The 15,944-nt window shown below is 63.3% G+C and carries 13 protein-coding genes; 8 read left to right on the forward strand and 5 right to left on the reverse strand.

Going from position 1 to position 15,944, the window contains the following annotated elements:
• Window positions 1–131: 131 nt before the first annotated feature.
• The gene (locus ACXAHG_RS16445) at window positions 132–842 is read right to left on the reverse strand and encodes a DUF1638 domain-containing protein (protein ID WP_475059014.1); all 711 of its coding nucleotides are present in this window, start codon (window positions 840–842) and stop codon (window positions 132–134) included.
• Window position 843: 1 nt separating this feature from the next.
• Window positions 844–1,542, reverse strand: coding sequence for a corrinoid protein (locus ACXAHG_RS16450; protein WP_039178412.1), 699 nt, complete (start codon window positions 1,540–1,542; stop codon window positions 844–846).
• Between the two features lie 224 nt (window positions 1,543–1,766).
• Here ACXAHG_RS16450 and ACXAHG_RS16455 point away from each other — a divergent pair, with 224 nt between their 5' ends.
• Entirely contained in the window at window positions 1,767–2,846 is a 1,080-nt protein-coding gene (locus tag ACXAHG_RS16455) for a PA0069 family radical SAM protein (protein WP_475043598.1), read from the forward strand.
• 73 nt (window positions 2,847–2,919) lie between these two features.
• Window positions 2,920–3,198 carry an acylphosphatase gene (locus ACXAHG_RS16460; protein ID WP_475059017.1) on the forward strand — a complete coding sequence of 93 codons (279 nt, stop codon included), beginning with the start codon at window positions 2,920–2,922 and terminating at the stop codon, window positions 3,196–3,198.
• Between the two features lie 208 nt (window positions 3,199–3,406).
• Here ACXAHG_RS16460 and bmt read toward each other — a convergent pair whose 3' ends face one another.
• The 3 genes from bmt to ACXAHG_RS16475 form a co-directional block, all read right to left on the reverse strand.
• Window positions 3,407–4,426, reverse strand: coding sequence for a betaine--homocysteine S-methyltransferase (bmt, locus tag ACXAHG_RS16465; RefSeq protein WP_475043595.1), 1,020 nt, complete (start codon window positions 4,424–4,426; stop codon window positions 3,407–3,409).
• 67 nt (window positions 4,427–4,493) lie between these two features.
• Window positions 4,494–6,386 carry a phosphatidylglycerol lysyltransferase domain-containing protein gene (locus ACXAHG_RS16470; protein ID WP_475059020.1) on the reverse strand — a complete coding sequence of 631 codons (1,893 nt, stop codon included), beginning with the start codon at window positions 6,384–6,386 and terminating at the stop codon, window positions 4,494–4,496.
• A gap of 196 nt (window positions 6,387–6,582) precedes the next feature.
• The gene (locus ACXAHG_RS16475) at window positions 6,583–6,900 is read right to left on the reverse strand and encodes a DUF1476 domain-containing protein (RefSeq protein ID WP_475043593.1); all 318 of its coding nucleotides are present in this window, start codon (window positions 6,898–6,900) and stop codon (window positions 6,583–6,585) included.
• A 272-nt stretch (window positions 6,901–7,172) separates the two neighbouring features.
• Here ACXAHG_RS16475 and purC point away from each other — a divergent pair, with 272 nt between their 5' ends.
• The 6 genes from purC to ACXAHG_RS16505 all read left to right on the forward strand — a co-directional run bounded on the left by purC (window position 7,173) and on the right by ACXAHG_RS16505 (window position 15,756).
• Window positions 7,173–7,934: a phosphoribosylaminoimidazolesuccinocarboxamide synthase gene (purC, locus tag ACXAHG_RS16480; RefSeq protein ID WP_039125405.1), complete on the forward strand. Its 762-nt coding sequence runs from the start codon at window positions 7,173–7,175 to the stop codon at window positions 7,932–7,934.
• 96 nt (window positions 7,935–8,030) lie between these two features.
• Window positions 8,031–8,261: a phosphoribosylformylglycinamidine synthase subunit PurS gene (purS, locus tag ACXAHG_RS16485; RefSeq protein ID WP_019297460.1), complete on the forward strand. Its 231-nt coding sequence runs from the start codon at window positions 8,031–8,033 to the stop codon at window positions 8,259–8,261.
• On the forward strand, window positions 8,261–8,929 hold the full coding sequence (purQ, locus tag ACXAHG_RS16490) for a phosphoribosylformylglycinamidine synthase subunit PurQ (RefSeq protein ID WP_475059023.1): 669 nt from the start codon (window positions 8,261–8,263) through the stop codon (window positions 8,927–8,929). Before purS ends, purQ begins: the two co-directional genes overlap by 1 nt.
• Before the next feature lie 36 nt (window positions 8,930–8,965).
• Window positions 8,966–10,738 (forward strand): ATP-binding protein, encoded by a 1,773-nt coding sequence (locus ACXAHG_RS16495; RefSeq protein WP_475043590.1) that lies wholly within the window; start codon window positions 8,966–8,968, stop codon window positions 10,736–10,738.
• Between the two features lie 30 nt (window positions 10,739–10,768).
• Entirely contained in the window at window positions 10,769–12,106 is a 1,338-nt protein-coding gene (locus ACXAHG_RS16500) for a sigma-54-dependent transcriptional regulator (RefSeq protein ID WP_475043588.1), read from the forward strand.
• Window positions 12,107–12,693: 587 nt separating this feature from the next.
• Window positions 12,694–15,756, forward strand: coding sequence for an Rne/Rng family ribonuclease (locus ACXAHG_RS16505; protein ID WP_475059025.1), 3,063 nt, complete (start codon window positions 12,694–12,696; stop codon window positions 15,754–15,756).
• The last annotated feature ends 188 nt before the right edge of the window (window positions 15,757–15,944 follow it).

Genomic DNA, 15,944 nt, shown 5'->3' on the forward strand with positions numbered 1-15,944 from the left:
AACAAGGGGGGGGGAGGGGGGGGGGGGGTGGGGGGGGGGGGGGGGGGGGGGGAGGGGGGGGGGGGGGGGGGGGGGGGGGGGGGGCCCCCCCCCCCCCGCTCCCCGGAGTATTTCTGGAAAGATGAAAAGAGCTACCGGGCCCAATTGGTCATGGCCGTTTCCAGATCACCATAGCCGGTGTGGCGGTGTTCAAACGCCAGCCCCATACGGTCTGCGCATTCGCGGGCCTTTTCAACCAGCTTAGGGTCGCTGATCTGCGACTGGTAGACCAGCTTGGTGTAGTTCCCGAACACCATGTCCCGGAGTTCGGGATTCTTGTCGAGGCCCATCGGGCGCCAGACAAAGGCATCGAACTGCTTGACCAGGAAGTCGGTCAGGTAAAAGGCGGTGATTTCGCCCTCATCCGCATGGCGCGCAAAGGTCTCGTTGCCCTCGAAGAAGGAATAGCAATGCGGGCCTGCCACCATTTCGACACCCAGCTCGGCGCATTTGCGTTCCAGTGCGCCGCCGGTTCCGCAGTCCGCATAGACCACGAAGATCTTGTCGTAGACCGTTGAATGCTTGGCTACGGCGCCGTCGACGGCGTCAACGATCTGCTCCGGGTAGAGGTGCAGCTTGGCGGGCAGGCAGGTGAGGTCGATATGGTCCATGCCGTTTGCGTCCTTGATGGCAAGGATCTCGCGCGCAAGTGCGCCGCAGGCAATCAGCAGGATGCGGCCGATTTTCTTTTCAGGGGCGGCCAGGCCCTGTTCGGTGAGGGAGCTTTCCTCGAGCGTCCGCCCGGTCGGGGGGCGGAAGGCAGCCCGCTCAGTCAAGCGGGCTGCACGTCCTTTGCGTGCCAAATCAGGCGCTCATCGAGTTGTGCTTGCGCGCAACGAAGTCTTTGGCCATTTCCACGGCCACGGCTGCGTCGCGGCAATAGCCGTCGGCGCCGATTGCCTTGCCGAACTCCTCGTTCAGCGGCGCGCCGCCAACCAGCACGATGTAGTCGTCGCGCAGGCCTTGCTCGACCATGGTGTCGATCACCACTTTCATGTAGGGCATGGTGGTGGTCAGCAGAGCCGACATGCCAAGGATGTCCGGCTTGTGCTCTTCCAGCGACTCCAGGTAGTTCTCGACCGGGTTGTTGATGCCGATGTCGACAACTTCGAAGCCTGCGCCTTCCATCATCATGGACACCAGGTTCTTGCCGATGTCGTGGATGTCGCCCTTGACGGTGCCGATGACCATGGAGCCGACGCGCGGGGCGCCGGTTTCGGCCAGCAGCGGCTTCAGGATGGCCATGCCGCCCTTCATCGCGTTTGCGGCCAGCAGCACTTCCGGCACGAACAGGATGCCGTCGCGGAAGTCGGCGCCGACGATGGTCATGCCGCCAACCAGTGCTTTGGTCAGAATGTCGTAGGGCACCCAGCCGCGCTCGAGAAGGATGTTCACACCTTCTTCGATTTCCTCTTTGAGACCATCATAGAGGTCATCAAACATCTGCTGAACAAGTTCCTCGTCATCGAGTTCAGAGAGGATGATGTCTTCTTCGTCCGACATTCGCTTAATCCTTGCTTACAGGGCGGGATGCCCCGTGTTGGCCTAGTTTTGGAACTTTTGTGACAGAATGCCGCCCTGGGACTGCATTATTTGCGACATTGCTGCTGTCCGAACCGACGTATAGGAGGAAATTCGGGAATTTGATACTGCAGATTTCGCATGAAAATCTTCGGTTCTGCACATTTGTTCTTTATTTGTTCTCATCGGCGGCGCATAATCCTGCCATGTCTTACCATGATGGTTCCGTCCCGATGCGGCGCAAAGCGCGCGCAAGTCTCAGCAATGCGGCAGGGCGCTATGAAATGGCGCGCGATGCGGCGGATGACGGCTGGGAGCAGGAGCCGCCGCCGGCAGTGATTCCCACGGAAGTGCGGCAGGAAGCGGCGCGGTCGCTGATCAGCTACAACCGGTCGCCGGACCTGCCCTTCGACCGCTCGATCAATCCCTACCGCGGCTGTGAGCATGGCTGCATCTACTGCTTTGCCAGGCCGACGCATGCCTATTTGGGGCTGTCGCCGGGGATGGATTTCGAAACCCGGCTGGTGTCCCGGCCCAATGCGGCCGCGGTACTGCGGGCGGAACTGTCGGCGCCGCGCTATCGGGCGGCCACGCTGGCGTTGGGGACCAATACAGACCCTTACCAGCCTTGCGAGAGGGACTATGGCATCACCCGGTCCTGCCTGGAAGTGCTGCAGGATTACAATCACCCGGTGGCAATCGTGACCAAGGGGGCAATGGTAGAGCGTGATCTGGACATCCTGGCGCCGATGGCGGCCAAGGGCTTGGTGCGCGTCGGGATTTCGGTGACCACTCTGGATCCGGATCTGTCGCGGCGTATGGAGCCCCGGGCGCCGCTGCCCGCCCGCCGGCTGGCGGCGGTCCGGCGGCTGACGGATGCAGGCGTGCCGGTGCGGATCATGACGTCGCCGGTAGTGCCCGGGCTGACCGATCATGAGCTGGAGGCGTTGCTGGCCGCCGGAGCGGAGGCGGGGGCGGATGCCGCCAGCTGGATCATGCTTCGGCTGCCGCGGGAGGTGTCGCAGCTGTGGCAGGAATGGCTGGCCGAACATGAGCCGGGCCGCGCGGCCAAGGTGATGGCCCGGCTGCGGGAGATGCACGGCGGGCGCGATTACGACCCACGCTGGGGCCACCGGATGCGGGGCGAAGGGCGCTATGCAGAGATGATTGCGCAGCGGTTCAAGGCGGCCTGCAAACGTTTGGGACTGCAGCAGCGCACTGCAGATTTGCGCTGCGATCTGTTTGCCCGCCCGCCGCAGCCGGGCGATCAGCTGACGCTGTTTTGAGGGCGGATTGAACAGCGGTGGCGTGGCTTTTGTGCTAAGCTTGGATCCTGAGTGACGGAAAGGAAGGTGTGCTATGACTTCTGTCGCTGTGAAGGCGCGCGTGACCGGGCGGGTGCAGGGTGTTGCGTTCCGTACCTGGGCCAGGGCAGAAGCCCTGCGCCACGGGCTCTCCGGCTGGATCCGCAATGAACCCGACGGCTCTGTGCGGGCTTTGCTGATGGGTCCGGCCCCCAGCGTCGCCGGTATGGTGCGCAGGCTGGGGCGCGGACCGGGCGCAGCATCGGTCAAGGATGTTCTCACCGAAAGAGCGGATCCGGAACCTGGGGTCAGCGGTTTCACGATAGTTGGCTAGGGACAGGCAGGCGTGATGGCCGGTCAGACTGTCCACCGGGGGGGGGCTGAGATGCCGCCGGAAGGGCGCACAGCGGCCTCTGCTGTGGCAGCGAGGGCCGTTGCAAGTCCCGGCCGCGGAAAGAAAGCCGCCGCAGGTCCGGCCTGCGGCGGTTTTGATTTTGGTTTGAGACGGCCTGGAAGGCGGCCGCAAGTCCACCTGGGACCGGTCAGGCCCTGCGGCGGCGGCGGCTGCGGCGCTCACCGCCGGCTGCAGCATCCTCGCCGGTGCCGTCGCTTTCGGAGGTGAAGGGGCCCAGCACCTCTACGATTTGTTCCAGCGCCGGGCGGTCGCCGCGCGGACGGCTGTCCAGCGCGTCACGCATGGCGCGCAGATGCGCCGGCATGGTGCCGCAGCAGCCGCCGATGATCTTGGCGCCGGCATCACGGGCCAGGACCGCATATTCGCCCATCAGCTCCGGTGTGCCGTCATAGTGGATGTGGCCGTCGACATATTTCGGAATGCCCGCGTTGCCTTTGGAGATGACCGGGCGTTCGGTGCCCTGCGCGGCAAACCCCAGCACGGTGCGCAGGATGTCAGATGCGCCGGTGCCGCAATTGGCGCCAAAGGCAAGCGGAGCGTTTTCGAATTCTTCCACCAGCTGCGCCATATCTGCGGAGGTCACCCCCATCATGGTGCGGCCTGCGGTGTCAAAGCTCATGGTGCCGCACCAGGGAATATCCGCCAGCTTGAAGGCCTCAGCCGCAGCGCGGAATTCCTCCGGTGCGGAAATGGTTTCCAGCCACAGAACATCGGCGCCGCCTTCCTTCAGGGCGTCGGCCTGCTCGTGGAACATCTCAACCGCCAGGGAATGGGACATTTCACCAACGGGTTCGAAGATTTCACCGGTCGGGCCGACGGAGCCGGCAACCGCAATCTTGCGCTCAGCCTTGTCGGCAACTTCGCGGCCAAGTTCGGCAGCGATGCGGTTCAGTTCGCGGACACGGCCCTGTGCGTCATGCAGTTTCAAGCGCGCGGCGGTGCCGCCAAAGCTGTTGGTCAGGAACAAGTCGCTGCCGGCGTCGACAGACCCCTGGTACAGCGCCTTGATCTTTTGCGGCTCATCCGTGTTCCACAGTTCCGGCGCATCGCCGGATTGCAGGCCCATGGCGAACAGGTTGGTGCCAGTTGCGCCATCGGCCAGCAGCACATCCTTGGAGTCCAGGAGCAGTTTGAAGGTGTTTGTCATTGGTCGCGCCCCTTGTCAGCAGGCCGCCGCGGCGGCCCGGGCGGCAAATCAGTCTATGTCCCCTGTCTCACGCCGGGCGGGAGAGGGCAATTTCATTTTCTTCATCTTCATTATGAGTTTGCGCCGCAGACGGTGCCGCAGGCAGGACGGCAGGCGGGCGATGCACCAGGCGCAGCAGCTCGGCAATGCAAATCGCCATTTGCAGCCAGCTGGGGGCGGCCATGTAGCGCGGTTCCCATTTGGGCGCGAAACAGGCCTTGAACCGGCGCAGACCCTTGTCGACGCCCTGGGCCAGCCTGTGGTCCGGCACAGCGGCCAGCGACAGGCGGCGAATGCCGTCTGCCGCTGCGGCGTCAAGGCCTGCACGGATCAGCGCATGCCCGGTGCCATCGGGCGCGTCCGGCCGCAGCCGGATCAGGTCCAGGCACCATTCCCGGGTAGAGCTGTGAAAACTGGCAAAGGCGATCAGCCGTCCCGCCTGGAAGGCCAGGACCACTTCTTGGCAGGCCAGGTAGCCAGGCTCGAAACGGCCCATGGTGGTGCCATAGGCGCGGCCATGGGCGGCCTGCCAGGCGGTGTCGACCTCCTGCATCTGGTCAAAGGGCAGGCGGTTTTCAGCGCGGTAAACTTCAATACCCGCCTTTTCCGCATGGCGCAGCTTGCGGCGCAGCTGGCGGCGGGAGGAGCCGGTTTCATTAAAGGTCTGCGGATCCAGCACGGCATCCTCAGCAATGCGCAGCACGCGCCAGCCCGCGGCTCTGGCCTGCACGGCGGTAGCTGCCCCGCACTTGTAATAGCAGGCGGCTGCATTGCGGCCGCGGGCATGGCGGGCAAGCGGCACAAAGGTCTCGGCGGCAAAGCCAGACAGCGGATCGAACAGCGCGATGGAGGCCTGGGCGCTGTCCAGGAGCGCAATCTGGTTCAATCCGAAGGCCTGCACCCGGCCGCCGTTCTGCCGGATGATTCCGGTTTCTGAGACGGGACGGTCTGCCGGCAAAGCCGCAGCGCTCAGGCTTTGGCTGCCTAGCAGGCTGGCATCTGACGGTAGGTGTTCGGACGGGCTCAGCAGCCTGGGAAAGATCATCAGCCCAGCCGCGATAATGGCGGGCAACGCGTAGTATACCAAACGGAAGGCAAGCAGCCCGGCGATCAGGCTTTGGTCCGGTACCATCGGCAGCAGCGCGCAAAGGGCAAGTTCAAACGGGCCGGCGCCGCCGGGTGCGGATGACAGGACCGCAGCGCCCAGGGCAATGGCATAGGCCGTGAGCAGCTGGGGCAGGGCGACGCCGGCGCCCTCCGGCAGCAGAAGCCACAGTGCCATGCCGGCCGCGGAAACATCCACCACCGCCCAGAACCCCAGTGCCGCCATCGCGGCCAGCGTCGGCCAGCGCAGTTTCAGGCCCAGCAGCGGTGCTTCAGGGTGCAGAAAGCAAAAAACAGACAAGCCTGCGGCGGCAAGCAGGATCAGGGCGCCTGCCCATTCCAGCCCTGGTGCGGGCGGCGCGACGGTCAAGGCAGCGCCGCAAAGGACAAACAGGGCGGTCAGGAAGGTTGCAGCAACCAGCGCCGTCAATTGGCCTGCCTGCAGCGGAGACAGGCCTGGCAGCAGGCGCCACCGGGCGTAGCTGCCTGTGAGCAGGCCAAATCCGGCCGTTTGGGAAAACGCGATGGCTGCCATGCCGGCCCGCCGCGCGGCCGGGCCGTCCAGGCCGGTGCCAAGATGGCGGTGCGCTACGGAATCATACCGCCCCAGCGCCCAGAAGCTGACTGCCGTAGCCAGCCCCGCTGCGCCCCATTTCCAAGCCGGCAGGCTGAAGGCGACGGTGCTCAGATCCCGCAGCGGCGGCAGTTCTGTCCGGGTTTGCAATAGCCACAGGCACCCCCCCATGACCAGAAACGGGATGCTCATCCGGATCAGCCGCGCAGCCGGTTTGGTGGCGGAAGGTTTGGAAAACTGCATGATGGTTCCTGGCTGACGGCAAAAGCCCCTTTGGGCCCAGCCTACAGAAACCTGTTTGCGGATCAGTTAACCTGTAAAATTGTTCGTGACCGCGGCGCGGGCGGCCCGCAGTCAGGCGGAGGGGGACTCGCGGTTGCCACGCCCAGCCTCCGGCACGAGCCAGCGGATAGGTTCAGCCAGTTGGCAGCGCCCAGGTTCAGCCGGCCTCGTTCAGGATCTCTTCTTGCGCCTGCGGCATCAGTTCCCGCAGCTTGCTGCGGATCTGCTCTTCGCTGGTGTAGCTGCCCAGATCGCCCGTCAGCTTGCGCACGATGTCCTCATGGCCTGCCTCCTCCAGGTCGGCGGCTACCACGGATTGCGCATAGTCTTCAGCTGCAGAACCGGTTTTGCCCAGAAGCTCCGCCGCCCACAGTCCGACCAGCTTGTTGCGCCGGGCGCGGGCCTTGAACTGCATTTCCTCATCATGCGCGAATTTGGCCTCAAACGCCTGTTCGCGTTCGTCAAATGTTGTCATGGCTGATCCTCACTAACCGCTTGTACCTGTCTAATGATAGGAGCATGATACGGCCTCAGGGCAAGAAAAAACTGTGCCTGACAAAGCCTTTGTGCGCCGCCCGCACAGGACCGGGGGCTGGTTTTGCCAGCAGCTGCCGGCAGGGTCTGCATACAAGGTTTGCGCAGCAGAAACCTATTGCCCCGCTGCAACCTTGCGGCAGAGGCCCCCTTGCACTATGAGAGCGGCACATCGCAGGGCCGGATTCCCGGCATCGACCCGAAAGGTTCCCAATGGCGCGTCGCAAGAAAATCTACGAAGGCAAGGCAAAAACACTGTATGAAGGCCCCGAGCCGGGCACCATCGTGCAGTATTTCAAGGACGATGCCACCGCTTTCAATGCTGAAAAGCACGACGTGATCGAGGGCAAGGGCGTCCTGAACAACATCCTGAGTGAGTTCTTCATGCTGGGGCTGGCGCAGATCGGCGTGCCGACCCATTTCCTGAAGCGCCTGAACATGCGCGAGCAGCTGGTGCGCAGCTGCGAAATCGTGCCGCTGGAAGTGATCGTGCGCAACTATGCAGCCGGGTCCATCTCCAAGCGCCTGGGCATCGACGAGGGCACCCAGCTGCCGCGCCCGATCGTGGAATACTGCTACAAAGACGACGCCCTGGGCGATCCGCTGGTCACCGAGGAGCATATTGCCGCCTTTGGGTGGGCCAGCCAGCAGGACATGGACGACATCCTGAGCCTGGCGCTGCGGGTGAATGATTTCCTGTCCGGCGTGTTCTTGGCCGTGGGCATCCGCCTGGTCGACTTCAAGATCGAGATCGGCCGTGTGTACGAGGGCGACTTCCAGCGCCTGGTGATCGCCGATGAGATCAGCCCGGACAGCTGCCGCCTGTGGGATATCAAGACCGGTCAGAAGCTGGACAAGGATGTATTCCGCCGCGACCTGGGCAGCTTGACGGACGCCTACAGCGAAGTGGCGCGCCGTTTGGGCGTGATGCCGAATAATCCGCCGGCGCCGGGCAAGCCGACGCTGGTGAACTGATCCGGTCCCGCCCTCCTGACAGGGCGGGATTTTGAGTATTTTTGGAAAGATGAAGCCCGGCAGGGCTTCGCCATCGAAAACCTGAGGGATGATGCGATGAAGGCACGGGTGCATGTGATGCTGAAGAACGGGGTTCTGGATCCGCAGGGCGAGGCGGTGCGCCACGCGCTGGGGGCTCTGGGCTTTGACAAGGTCGAAGGCGTGCGTCAGGGCAAGGTGATTGACCTGGATCTGGCCGAAGGCGCCACCGAGGCCGACGTGACCGCGATGTGCGAGAAGCTGCTGGCCAACACCGTGATTGAATCCTACAGCATCGAGATGGCCTGATGAAAGCGGCGGTTGTTGTTTTCCCGGGCTCGAACTGCGACCGCGATCTGGCGGTAGCGTTTGAGCAGGCCGGCTTCGACGTGTCGATGGTCTGGCACAAGGACAGCACGCTGCCCGAGGGCGTCGACATCGTTGGCGTGCCGGGCGGTTTCTCCTATGGCGATTACCTGCGCTGCGGTGCGATTGCAGCGCAATCGCCGATCTGCAAGGCCGTGATCGAACATGCGGACCGCGGCGGCTATGCCATTGGCGTCTGCAACGGCTTCCAGATCCTGACCGAAACCGGCGTGCTGCCGGGTGCTTTGCTGCGCAATGCAGGTCTGAAATACATCTGCCGGACGGTGGACTTGAAGGTTGCGACCTCCGAGAGCGTCTTTACCCAAGGGTATAACGCTGGCGACGTGATCGGAGTGCCGATTGCGCATCACGACGGCAACTATTTTGCCGATGCAGAGGCCGTAAAGGAACTGCAGGACCAGGACCGCGTGGCCTTCACCTATGAAGACAATCCCAATGGGTCGGTTGCGGACATCGCGGGCATTCTGTCAGCAAACCGCCGTGTTCTCGGCATGATGCCGCATCCTGAGCGCGCCGCCGACGAGGGTCATGGCGGCACCGACGGAACGGCCATGTTCCGCGCATTGGCGGGGATGGTCACCGCTGCGTGACTTGAGAAGGCGGGGCGGGCGCAATAGGTTTGCTGTATGACCGCCCCGCGCTTTGATGTGACCAAAGGCAAGTCCAAGACCGGCTCCCGCACGATTTCGTGGCGGGCAAGGCTGGCGCTTGTCCTGTTCATGGTAGTGGCCGCCGTCACGGTCTGGACCACCAACCGGGCCCTGACACACAGGTTCACCGAAAGCACACGCAACCGGGCAGAGCTGCGGCTGGCGCTTTATTCCGGCAACTTGCTGAGCGAGCTGCGCCAGCACGCCATCGTGCCGCAGCTTCTGGCACGCGACCAGACTCTGATCTCGGCGCTGCAGTCCAACGATTTTTCCCTGTCGACCCAGCGGCTGATTTCTTTTGTGGATGAGATTGGCGCGGCCTCGATCATGCTGCTGGCGCAGGATGGCCGGACCGTCGCGGCCACCGACCGCAACCGGCTGGGCGAAAACCACCGCAACGCGGCCTATTTTGTCGATGCGGTGCGGGCCAAGTCGACTGTGTTCTCGGTAATCCCGCGCGAAGTGGGCGGTTACCGCTTTACCTACTCCAGGCGGATGATCGACGCGACCGGCGTGCTGGGCGCGATTGTGGTTGAGGTCGACCTGCAGAAGTTCGAACGCGCCTGGGCCGGGATATCCGATGCGGTGCTGGTCACCGACAGCACCGGCAACATTATCCTGGCGACCGAGGCGCGCTGGCGCGGCCTGCAAGAGGCGGATGCGCTGACCTTGCAGACACCGGAAGGCGCCATCCAGCGGGCGATCCGCGCCACCACCGACTGGACGGCGCTGCCGCCGGACGCCTATCTGCAAGGCGAGGCGGTGATGCGGCTGGAAACCCGGGTGCCGTTCCAGGGCTGGCGGATGGCCTCCTTCACCACATATTCATCGGTCCGCGAGCGGGTGAACGCGGTGCTGGCGCTCGAAATCATGGGATTCGCCATCCTGCTGGCGCTGGCCTTTTATGCGCTCAGCCGAAAAACCGCGCTGCGCATGGCGCTGTTCCAGCGCGAGTCGGCAGAGCTTCGCGTATTGAACGCTCGCCTGCAGCGGGAAATTGCCGAACGTGAGCGCATGCAAAAGACCCTCGCCGTGGCCGAGCAGAGCCTGGCACAGAGCTCGAAACTGGCTGCTCTGGGGGAGATGTCCGCCGCCGTCAGCCACGAGCTGAACCAGCCGCTGGCAGCGATGAAAACCTATCTGGCGGGCGCCCGGCTGCTGCTCAACCGCAACCGCCCGGATGAGGCGCTGGCCTCCTTTGGCCGGATCGATGATCTGATCGAGCGGATGGGGGCGATCACCCGCCAGCTCAAGTCTTATGCGCGCAAAGGAGGCGATGCGTTCAGCCCTGTAAACTTGGGCGATGCGCTGGCCTCCAGCCTGTCGATGATGGAGCCGCAGCTGCGCCAGCGGCATGTGAAAATCACCCGGATTTTGCCAGAAGAACCTGTTATGGTGATGGGGGACCAGATGAGACTGGAACAGGTGATGGTTAACCTCTTGCGCAACGCGTTGGACGCCACCAAATCGGTGCCGGATCCTGAGGTGGAAATCCTGCTGGCCGCAGGCGAGACCGCGACTCTGTCGGTGCGTGATAATGGGGTGGGGATCAAGGACTTCGACGAGCTGTTCGAGCCGTTCTATACCACCAAGCAGCCAGGTGACGGGGTCGGTTTGGGGCTTGCCATCTCCTCGGGGATCGTCAACGACCTTGGGGGACGGCTGACTGCCCGCAACGGCCAGAACGGCGGCGCGGTCTTTGAGATGCAACTGCCGGTCCTGGTGGACGGCATGGAAGCTGCCGAATAGGCAGCCCGGAGTGATTAGGAGAGAACGCGCATGGCCCAGGCTATGAAAATCGCGATCGTGGACGACGAACAGGATATGCGGCAGTCAATCAGCCAGTGGCTGGCGCTGTCGGGTTACGACACTGAGACCTTCTCCAGTGCTGAGGAAGCGCTCAAGGTGCTGGGCCCGGATTACCCGGGGATTGTGATTTCGGACATCAAGATGCCGGGCATGGACGGGATGCAGTTCCTGAAAAAGCTGATGGGCAGCGACTCGGCGCTGCCGGTGATCATGATCACCGGCCATGGCGATGTGCCAATGGCGGTGGAGGCGATGCGCGTGGGCGCGTTTGATTTCCTCGAAAAACCCTTTAACCCGGACCGGATGTCCGAGCTGGCCAAACGCGCCACCGGCGCGCGCCGGCTGACGCTGGATAACCGGGCGCTGCGGCGGGAGTTGTCGGACGGCGGCCAGATCATGAAAAAACTGATCGGCCAAAGCCCGGTGATGGAGCGGCTGCGGGAGGATATCCTGGACCTGGGCCAGGCCGACGGCCACGTGCTGATTGACGGTGAGACTGGCACCGGCAAGACGCTGGTGGCCCATGCGCTGCACGCGGTTGGCAGCCGGGCGGGCAAGAAATTCGTGCTGGTCTCCTGCGCAGCTCTGGAAGAGGAAGTGCTGTCCAAACGCCTGTTTGGCCCGATGCTGCCCGAAGACAGCATGCTGCCCGCAATCGAGGAAGCCCGCGGCGGTACTCTGGTGCTGGAAGACATTGACGCGCTGTCGGAGACGCTGCAGGCCAAGCTGCTGAGCGTGATCAACGAGCAGGGAACGCCTGCGGAAACCCGGATCATCGCGATCTCCAACCTGCAGGAAGCGGGCAAGACTTGCGAAGACGCCCTGCGGCCAGACCTGTTCTACCGCCTGGCCGCACTGCGCATCACCGTGCCGCCGCTGCGCCAGCGCGGCGAGGATATCCTGACCTTGTTCACCCGTCTGTCGGAGCAATTCTCCGAGGAATACGGATGCGACGCGCCGCAGGTGAGCGCCCAGGAGGCCGCGCAGCTGTTGCAGGCGCCGTGGCCGGGCAATGTGCGCCAGCTGATCAATATCGCTGAGCGCGCGGTGCTGCAGTCGCGCCGCGGCTCCGGCACCATTGCCTCGCTTCTGATGTCCGATCACGAGGAGATGCAGCCGGTGATGACCACCGAAGGCAAGCCGCTGAAGGAATATGTGGAAGCCTTTGAACGCATGCTGATTGACAACACCATGCGCCGCCACAAGGGCTCGATTGCCAGCGTGATGGATGAGCTGTGCCTGCCGCGCCGGACCTTGAATGAGAAGATGGCGAAATACGGTCTGCAGCGATCCGATTATCTGGCCTGAACTGCCGGCAGCCGTTTCCCGGCGCGGGAAACGGCCCGGAAACCACTTGTTTTCCGAGCCGGAATTCTTGCAGAACTCCGGATTTTCAGGAGAAATTTACCTGAAATTAACGGCTTGCCTGATACGGGCAGGCCGTTTGCATTTTCAGGCCCGGTGGTGACGAATGTCCATTGTCATTACCTATCCACAGGCCTTATGCTGGCGCAACGGGCCGCAAACCGGCAAGTGGTTCAGCCCGTTCTGATGAGTTTCGCTGGCTTCGGCTTTTGTCCGGCACGATCCGAGAAAGCAGCAGCCAGACCGATTGGCCCTCTTGAACCAAGAGGGCAGTTTAGCGCCCAAGCCGGAATTAAAGCCGGTAAAGGGATAACAAGGCAGCCGCGGGCACGCCCCGTCTGCCGGAGAAGAACCGCGATGACGCGCGCGAGAGCGAAGAGCACTGAGGCAGGAAGGCCGGGCATTGACCCCGGGACCACCTGCTGCACCGCGCCGTCCAACATCGCCCTGACAAGACACCACCCGAAACGCGCGCGGCCGCCTGGAAGCAGGAGGCTTGCGGGCGCACAGGGCAGGTGCACCAAGGACCCATGGCAAAGAAGATGCTTATTGACGCCACCCACGCGGAAGAGACCCGCGTTGTGGTGGTCGACGGAAACAAGGTTGAGGAATTTGACTTTGAATCCGAAAACAAACGCCAGCTCGCTGGCAATATCTACCTCGCAAAAGTAACCCGCGTCGAACCGTCCCTGCAGGCGGCCTTTGTGGACTATGGCGGAAACCGTCATGGTTTCCTGGCGTTTTCCGAGATCCATCCGGATTATTACCAGATCCCCGTTGCGGACCGCGAGGCCCTGATGGAGGAAGAGCGCGCCTATGCTGAGGCGATGCGCGCCCGCGATGAAGACGAGGAAGAGAAACCGGCCAAGCCCAAACGCTCGCGCCGCTCCAAGTCCTCGTCCAAGGCCGCCAAGGCGTCGTCCAAGGATGCCGTGGAAACCAAAGAGGTAGAGGCCTCTGAGGCGGAATCTTCAGAGATCGCCGGTATGGAAACTATTGATCTGACTGACGATTCCGACGCGGCAGATGTTCCGGCCGAGCTGGCGGAAGTGCCGGAAGGCTCTTCGCCTATGGAACGCGTTGCTGAGACCCCGGTGGAAGAGCCCCAGGAGGGTGACACCGCAGTGGCCGCAGCGGAGGCCGGGGCTGAAGGGCCTGCGGCCGCTGCGGATACGGACGCCGGGGCTGAAGAGCTTGCAACCGGTGACGAAGAGCCTTCAGCCGCTGCGGACGCAGAATCCGGTGATGAAGAAGCTTCGGAAGTAGAAGCTGCAGCAGAAGAAGCTGGTGAAAGCGGCGCAAAGTCAAAGGACACAGAGGCAGCAGCCGACGTGGAAACCGCTTCTGCGGATTCTGTTCCTGCGGCAGAAGTGTCCAAAAACGAAGACGGCGCGGAAGACAGCAAAGAGGACGACAGCGACGAGGAAGGCGATGACGAGGGCAAACCTGCCCGCGCCGATGCAACATCCAAGGATGACAGCATCGAGTCGGTTGCCGACGAGGATGACAGCGAGGACATCCGTCCGCCGCGCAAACCGCGTCCGCGCCGCTACAAGATCCAGGAAGTGATCAAGGTCCGCCAGGTTCTGCTGGTGCAGGTCGTCAAGGAAGAGCGCGGCAATAAGGGTGCGGCGCTGACCACCTACCTGTCGCTGGCCGGCCGCTACTGCGTGCTGATGCCCAACACCGCCCGCGGCGGCGGCATCTCCCGCAAGATCACCAACGCAGCCGACCGCAAGAAACTGAAAGACATCGCAACCGAACTGGACGTGCCGTCCGGCGCGGGCCTGATCGTGCGCACCGCGGGTGCCAAGCGCACCAAATCCGAGATCAAGCGTGACTACGAATACCTGCAGCGCCTGTGGGAGCAGATCCGCGAGCTGACGCTGAAATCCATCGCGCCGGCCAAGATCTATGAGGAAGGCGACCTCATCAAACGCTCGATCCGCGATCTTTACAGCCGCGAGATCGACGAGGTTCTGGTAGAGGGCGAGCGCGGCTACCGCATTGCCAAGGACTTCATGAAGATGATCATGCCGTCCCATGCCAAGAACGTGAAGCACTACCAGGAAGCGCTGCCATTGTTTGCGCGTTACCAAGTCGAAAGTTACCTGGCGGGCATGTTCAACCCGACGGTGCAGCTGAAATCCGGCGGTTATATCGTGATTGGCGTCACTGAGGCGCTGGTGGCGATCGATGTGAACTCCGGCCGCGCCACCAAGGAAGGCTCGATCGAGGAAACTGCGCTGAAGACCAACCTGGAGGCCGCCGAAGAGGTGGCGCGCCAGCTGCGTCTGCGCGACCTTGCCGGTCTGATCGTCATCGACTTCATCGACATGGACGAGCGTAAAAACAACGCCGCCGTCGAAAAGCGCATGAAGGACAAGCTGAAGACCGACCGTGCCCGCATCCAGGTGGGCCGGATCTCGGGCTTTGGCCTGATGGAAATGTCGCGCCAGCGCCTGCGCCCCGGCATGATCGAGGCCACCACCGCGCCGTGCCCGCATTGCCACGGTACTGGCCTGATCCGTTCGGATGATTCGATGGCGCTGTCGATCCTGCGCCAGATCGAAGAAGAGGGCACCCGCCGCCGCTCCCGCGAGGTTCTGGTGCGCTGCCCGGTGTCCATTGCCAACTTCCTGATGAACCAGAAGCGCGAGCATATTGCCCAGATCGAAGCGCGCTATGGCCTGTCCGTGCGCATCGAAGGCGATGTGCATCTGGTCAGCCCGGACTTCGTTCTGGAGAAATTCAAAACGGCGTCCCGCAATGTGCCCGCGGCCTCCGCGCCTGTGGTGTCGGTGGATACCTCGATCATGGATCAGGTGGATGCTGAGGAGGCCAAGCAGGACGAGGATGAGGTTCCATCCTCACCCGAGACCACGGATGAAGCCTCGCAGGAGGATAAACCCAAGCGCAAGCGCCGCCGCCGCCGCCGCCGTAAGGGGGGCAATGGCGAGCAGTCTCAGAATGGCGAGACCGGCGAGACCGGTGACGAGGCATCTGAGGATCAGGGGCAGCCCACGGAAGAGGCCGCCGAGGTGTCCGAGGCTGCTGCCGAAGGCGAGGACGCCCCGGTGGAAGATGTGAAGGAGAAGAAACGCTCGCGCACCCGTACCCGTTCGCGAAAGCCGAAGGCAAAGCCTGCTGAGGCAGAAGTTGCTGCTGATGAAGCGGCTGCTGCCGAACAGGCGGCACCGGCGGAAGCTGCTGAGGAACCTGCGGAGGCTGCCGAAGCAACTGATGCGCCGGCGGCTGAGGCCGCAGAACCTGCGGCGGAGCCTGCTGCCGAGGCTGAGGTCACGGCAGACGCCGAAGCAGCCACTGCGCAAGAGGAGGCCCCTGCAGAGGCTGAAGAAGCGCCCGCGGAGAGCGTTGAAGAAGCCGCAGAGGAAACTGCTGCTGCAGAGCCCGGGACGGAAGCAGAGCCCGCCGCTGACGAGCCTGCAGTAGAAGAGGCCGCACCTGCCGCACCTGCTCCGGTGCAGGAGGATAAACAGCCGGAGCCTGCAATGGCCGGTGCAGAGGCCGCGCCGGAACCGGAATCCCCGCCCAAGCCCAAGCGCCGCGGCTGGTGGTCTATGGGCGGCTGAGGCCGAAAGAAAAGACTTTTGGAAAGGCAGGCCGATTGGCCTGCCTTTCATTTTGTGCGCTGCCTGCACGTTGAAATCGAAGACCTTGTTGCCCGCAGCCGTTTCCCGGGCCGGAAAACACGTGTTTTCCGAGTCTGAATTCCTGCAGAATTCAGGCGCCGCCAACTGCGGGTGCTGAAGAAATGTCC

The organism is Leisingera sp. ABD4_442 (assembly GCF_056160905.1).

What these genes read in the sequence shown, in the direction of transcription:
- ACXAHG_RS16450 (WP_039178412.1), bottom strand. Translation starts at nt 1,542, where the DNA reads ATGTCGGACGAAGAAGACATCATCCTCTCTGAACTCGATGACGAGGAA.
- ACXAHG_RS16455 (WP_475043598.1), top strand. Translation starts at nt 1,767, where the DNA reads ATGTCTTACCATGATGGTTCCGTCCCGATGCGGCGCAAAGCGCGCGCA.
- ACXAHG_RS16460 (WP_475059017.1), top strand. Translation starts at nt 2,920, where the DNA reads ATGACTTCTGTCGCTGTGAAGGCGCGCGTGACCGGGCGGGTGCAGGGT.
- bmt (WP_475043595.1), bottom strand. Translation starts at nt 4,426, where the DNA reads ATGACAAACACCTTCAAACTGCTCCTGGACTCCAAGGATGTGCTGCTG.
- ACXAHG_RS16470 (WP_475059020.1), bottom strand. Translation starts at nt 6,386, where the DNA reads ATGCAGTTTTCCAAACCTTCCGCCACCAAACCGGCTGCGCGGCTGATC.
- ACXAHG_RS16475 (WP_475043593.1), bottom strand. Translation starts at nt 6,900, where the DNA reads ATGACAACATTTGACGAACGCGAACAGGCGTTTGAGGCCAAATTCGCG.
- purC (WP_039125405.1), top strand. Translation starts at nt 7,173, where the DNA reads ATGGCGCGTCGCAAGAAAATCTACGAAGGCAAGGCAAAAACACTGTAT.
- purS (WP_019297460.1), top strand. Translation starts at nt 8,031, where the DNA reads ATGAAGGCACGGGTGCATGTGATGCTGAAGAACGGGGTTCTGGATCCG.
- purQ (WP_475059023.1), top strand. Translation starts at nt 8,261, where the DNA reads ATGAAAGCGGCGGTTGTTGTTTTCCCGGGCTCGAACTGCGACCGCGAT.
- ACXAHG_RS16495 (WP_475043590.1), top strand. Translation starts at nt 8,966, where the DNA reads ATGACCGCCCCGCGCTTTGATGTGACCAAAGGCAAGTCCAAGACCGGC.
- ACXAHG_RS16500 (WP_475043588.1), top strand. Translation starts at nt 10,769, where the DNA reads ATGGCCCAGGCTATGAAAATCGCGATCGTGGACGACGAACAGGATATG.
- ACXAHG_RS16505 (WP_475059025.1), top strand. Translation starts at nt 12,694, where the DNA reads ATGGCAAAGAAGATGCTTATTGACGCCACCCACGCGGAAGAGACCCGC.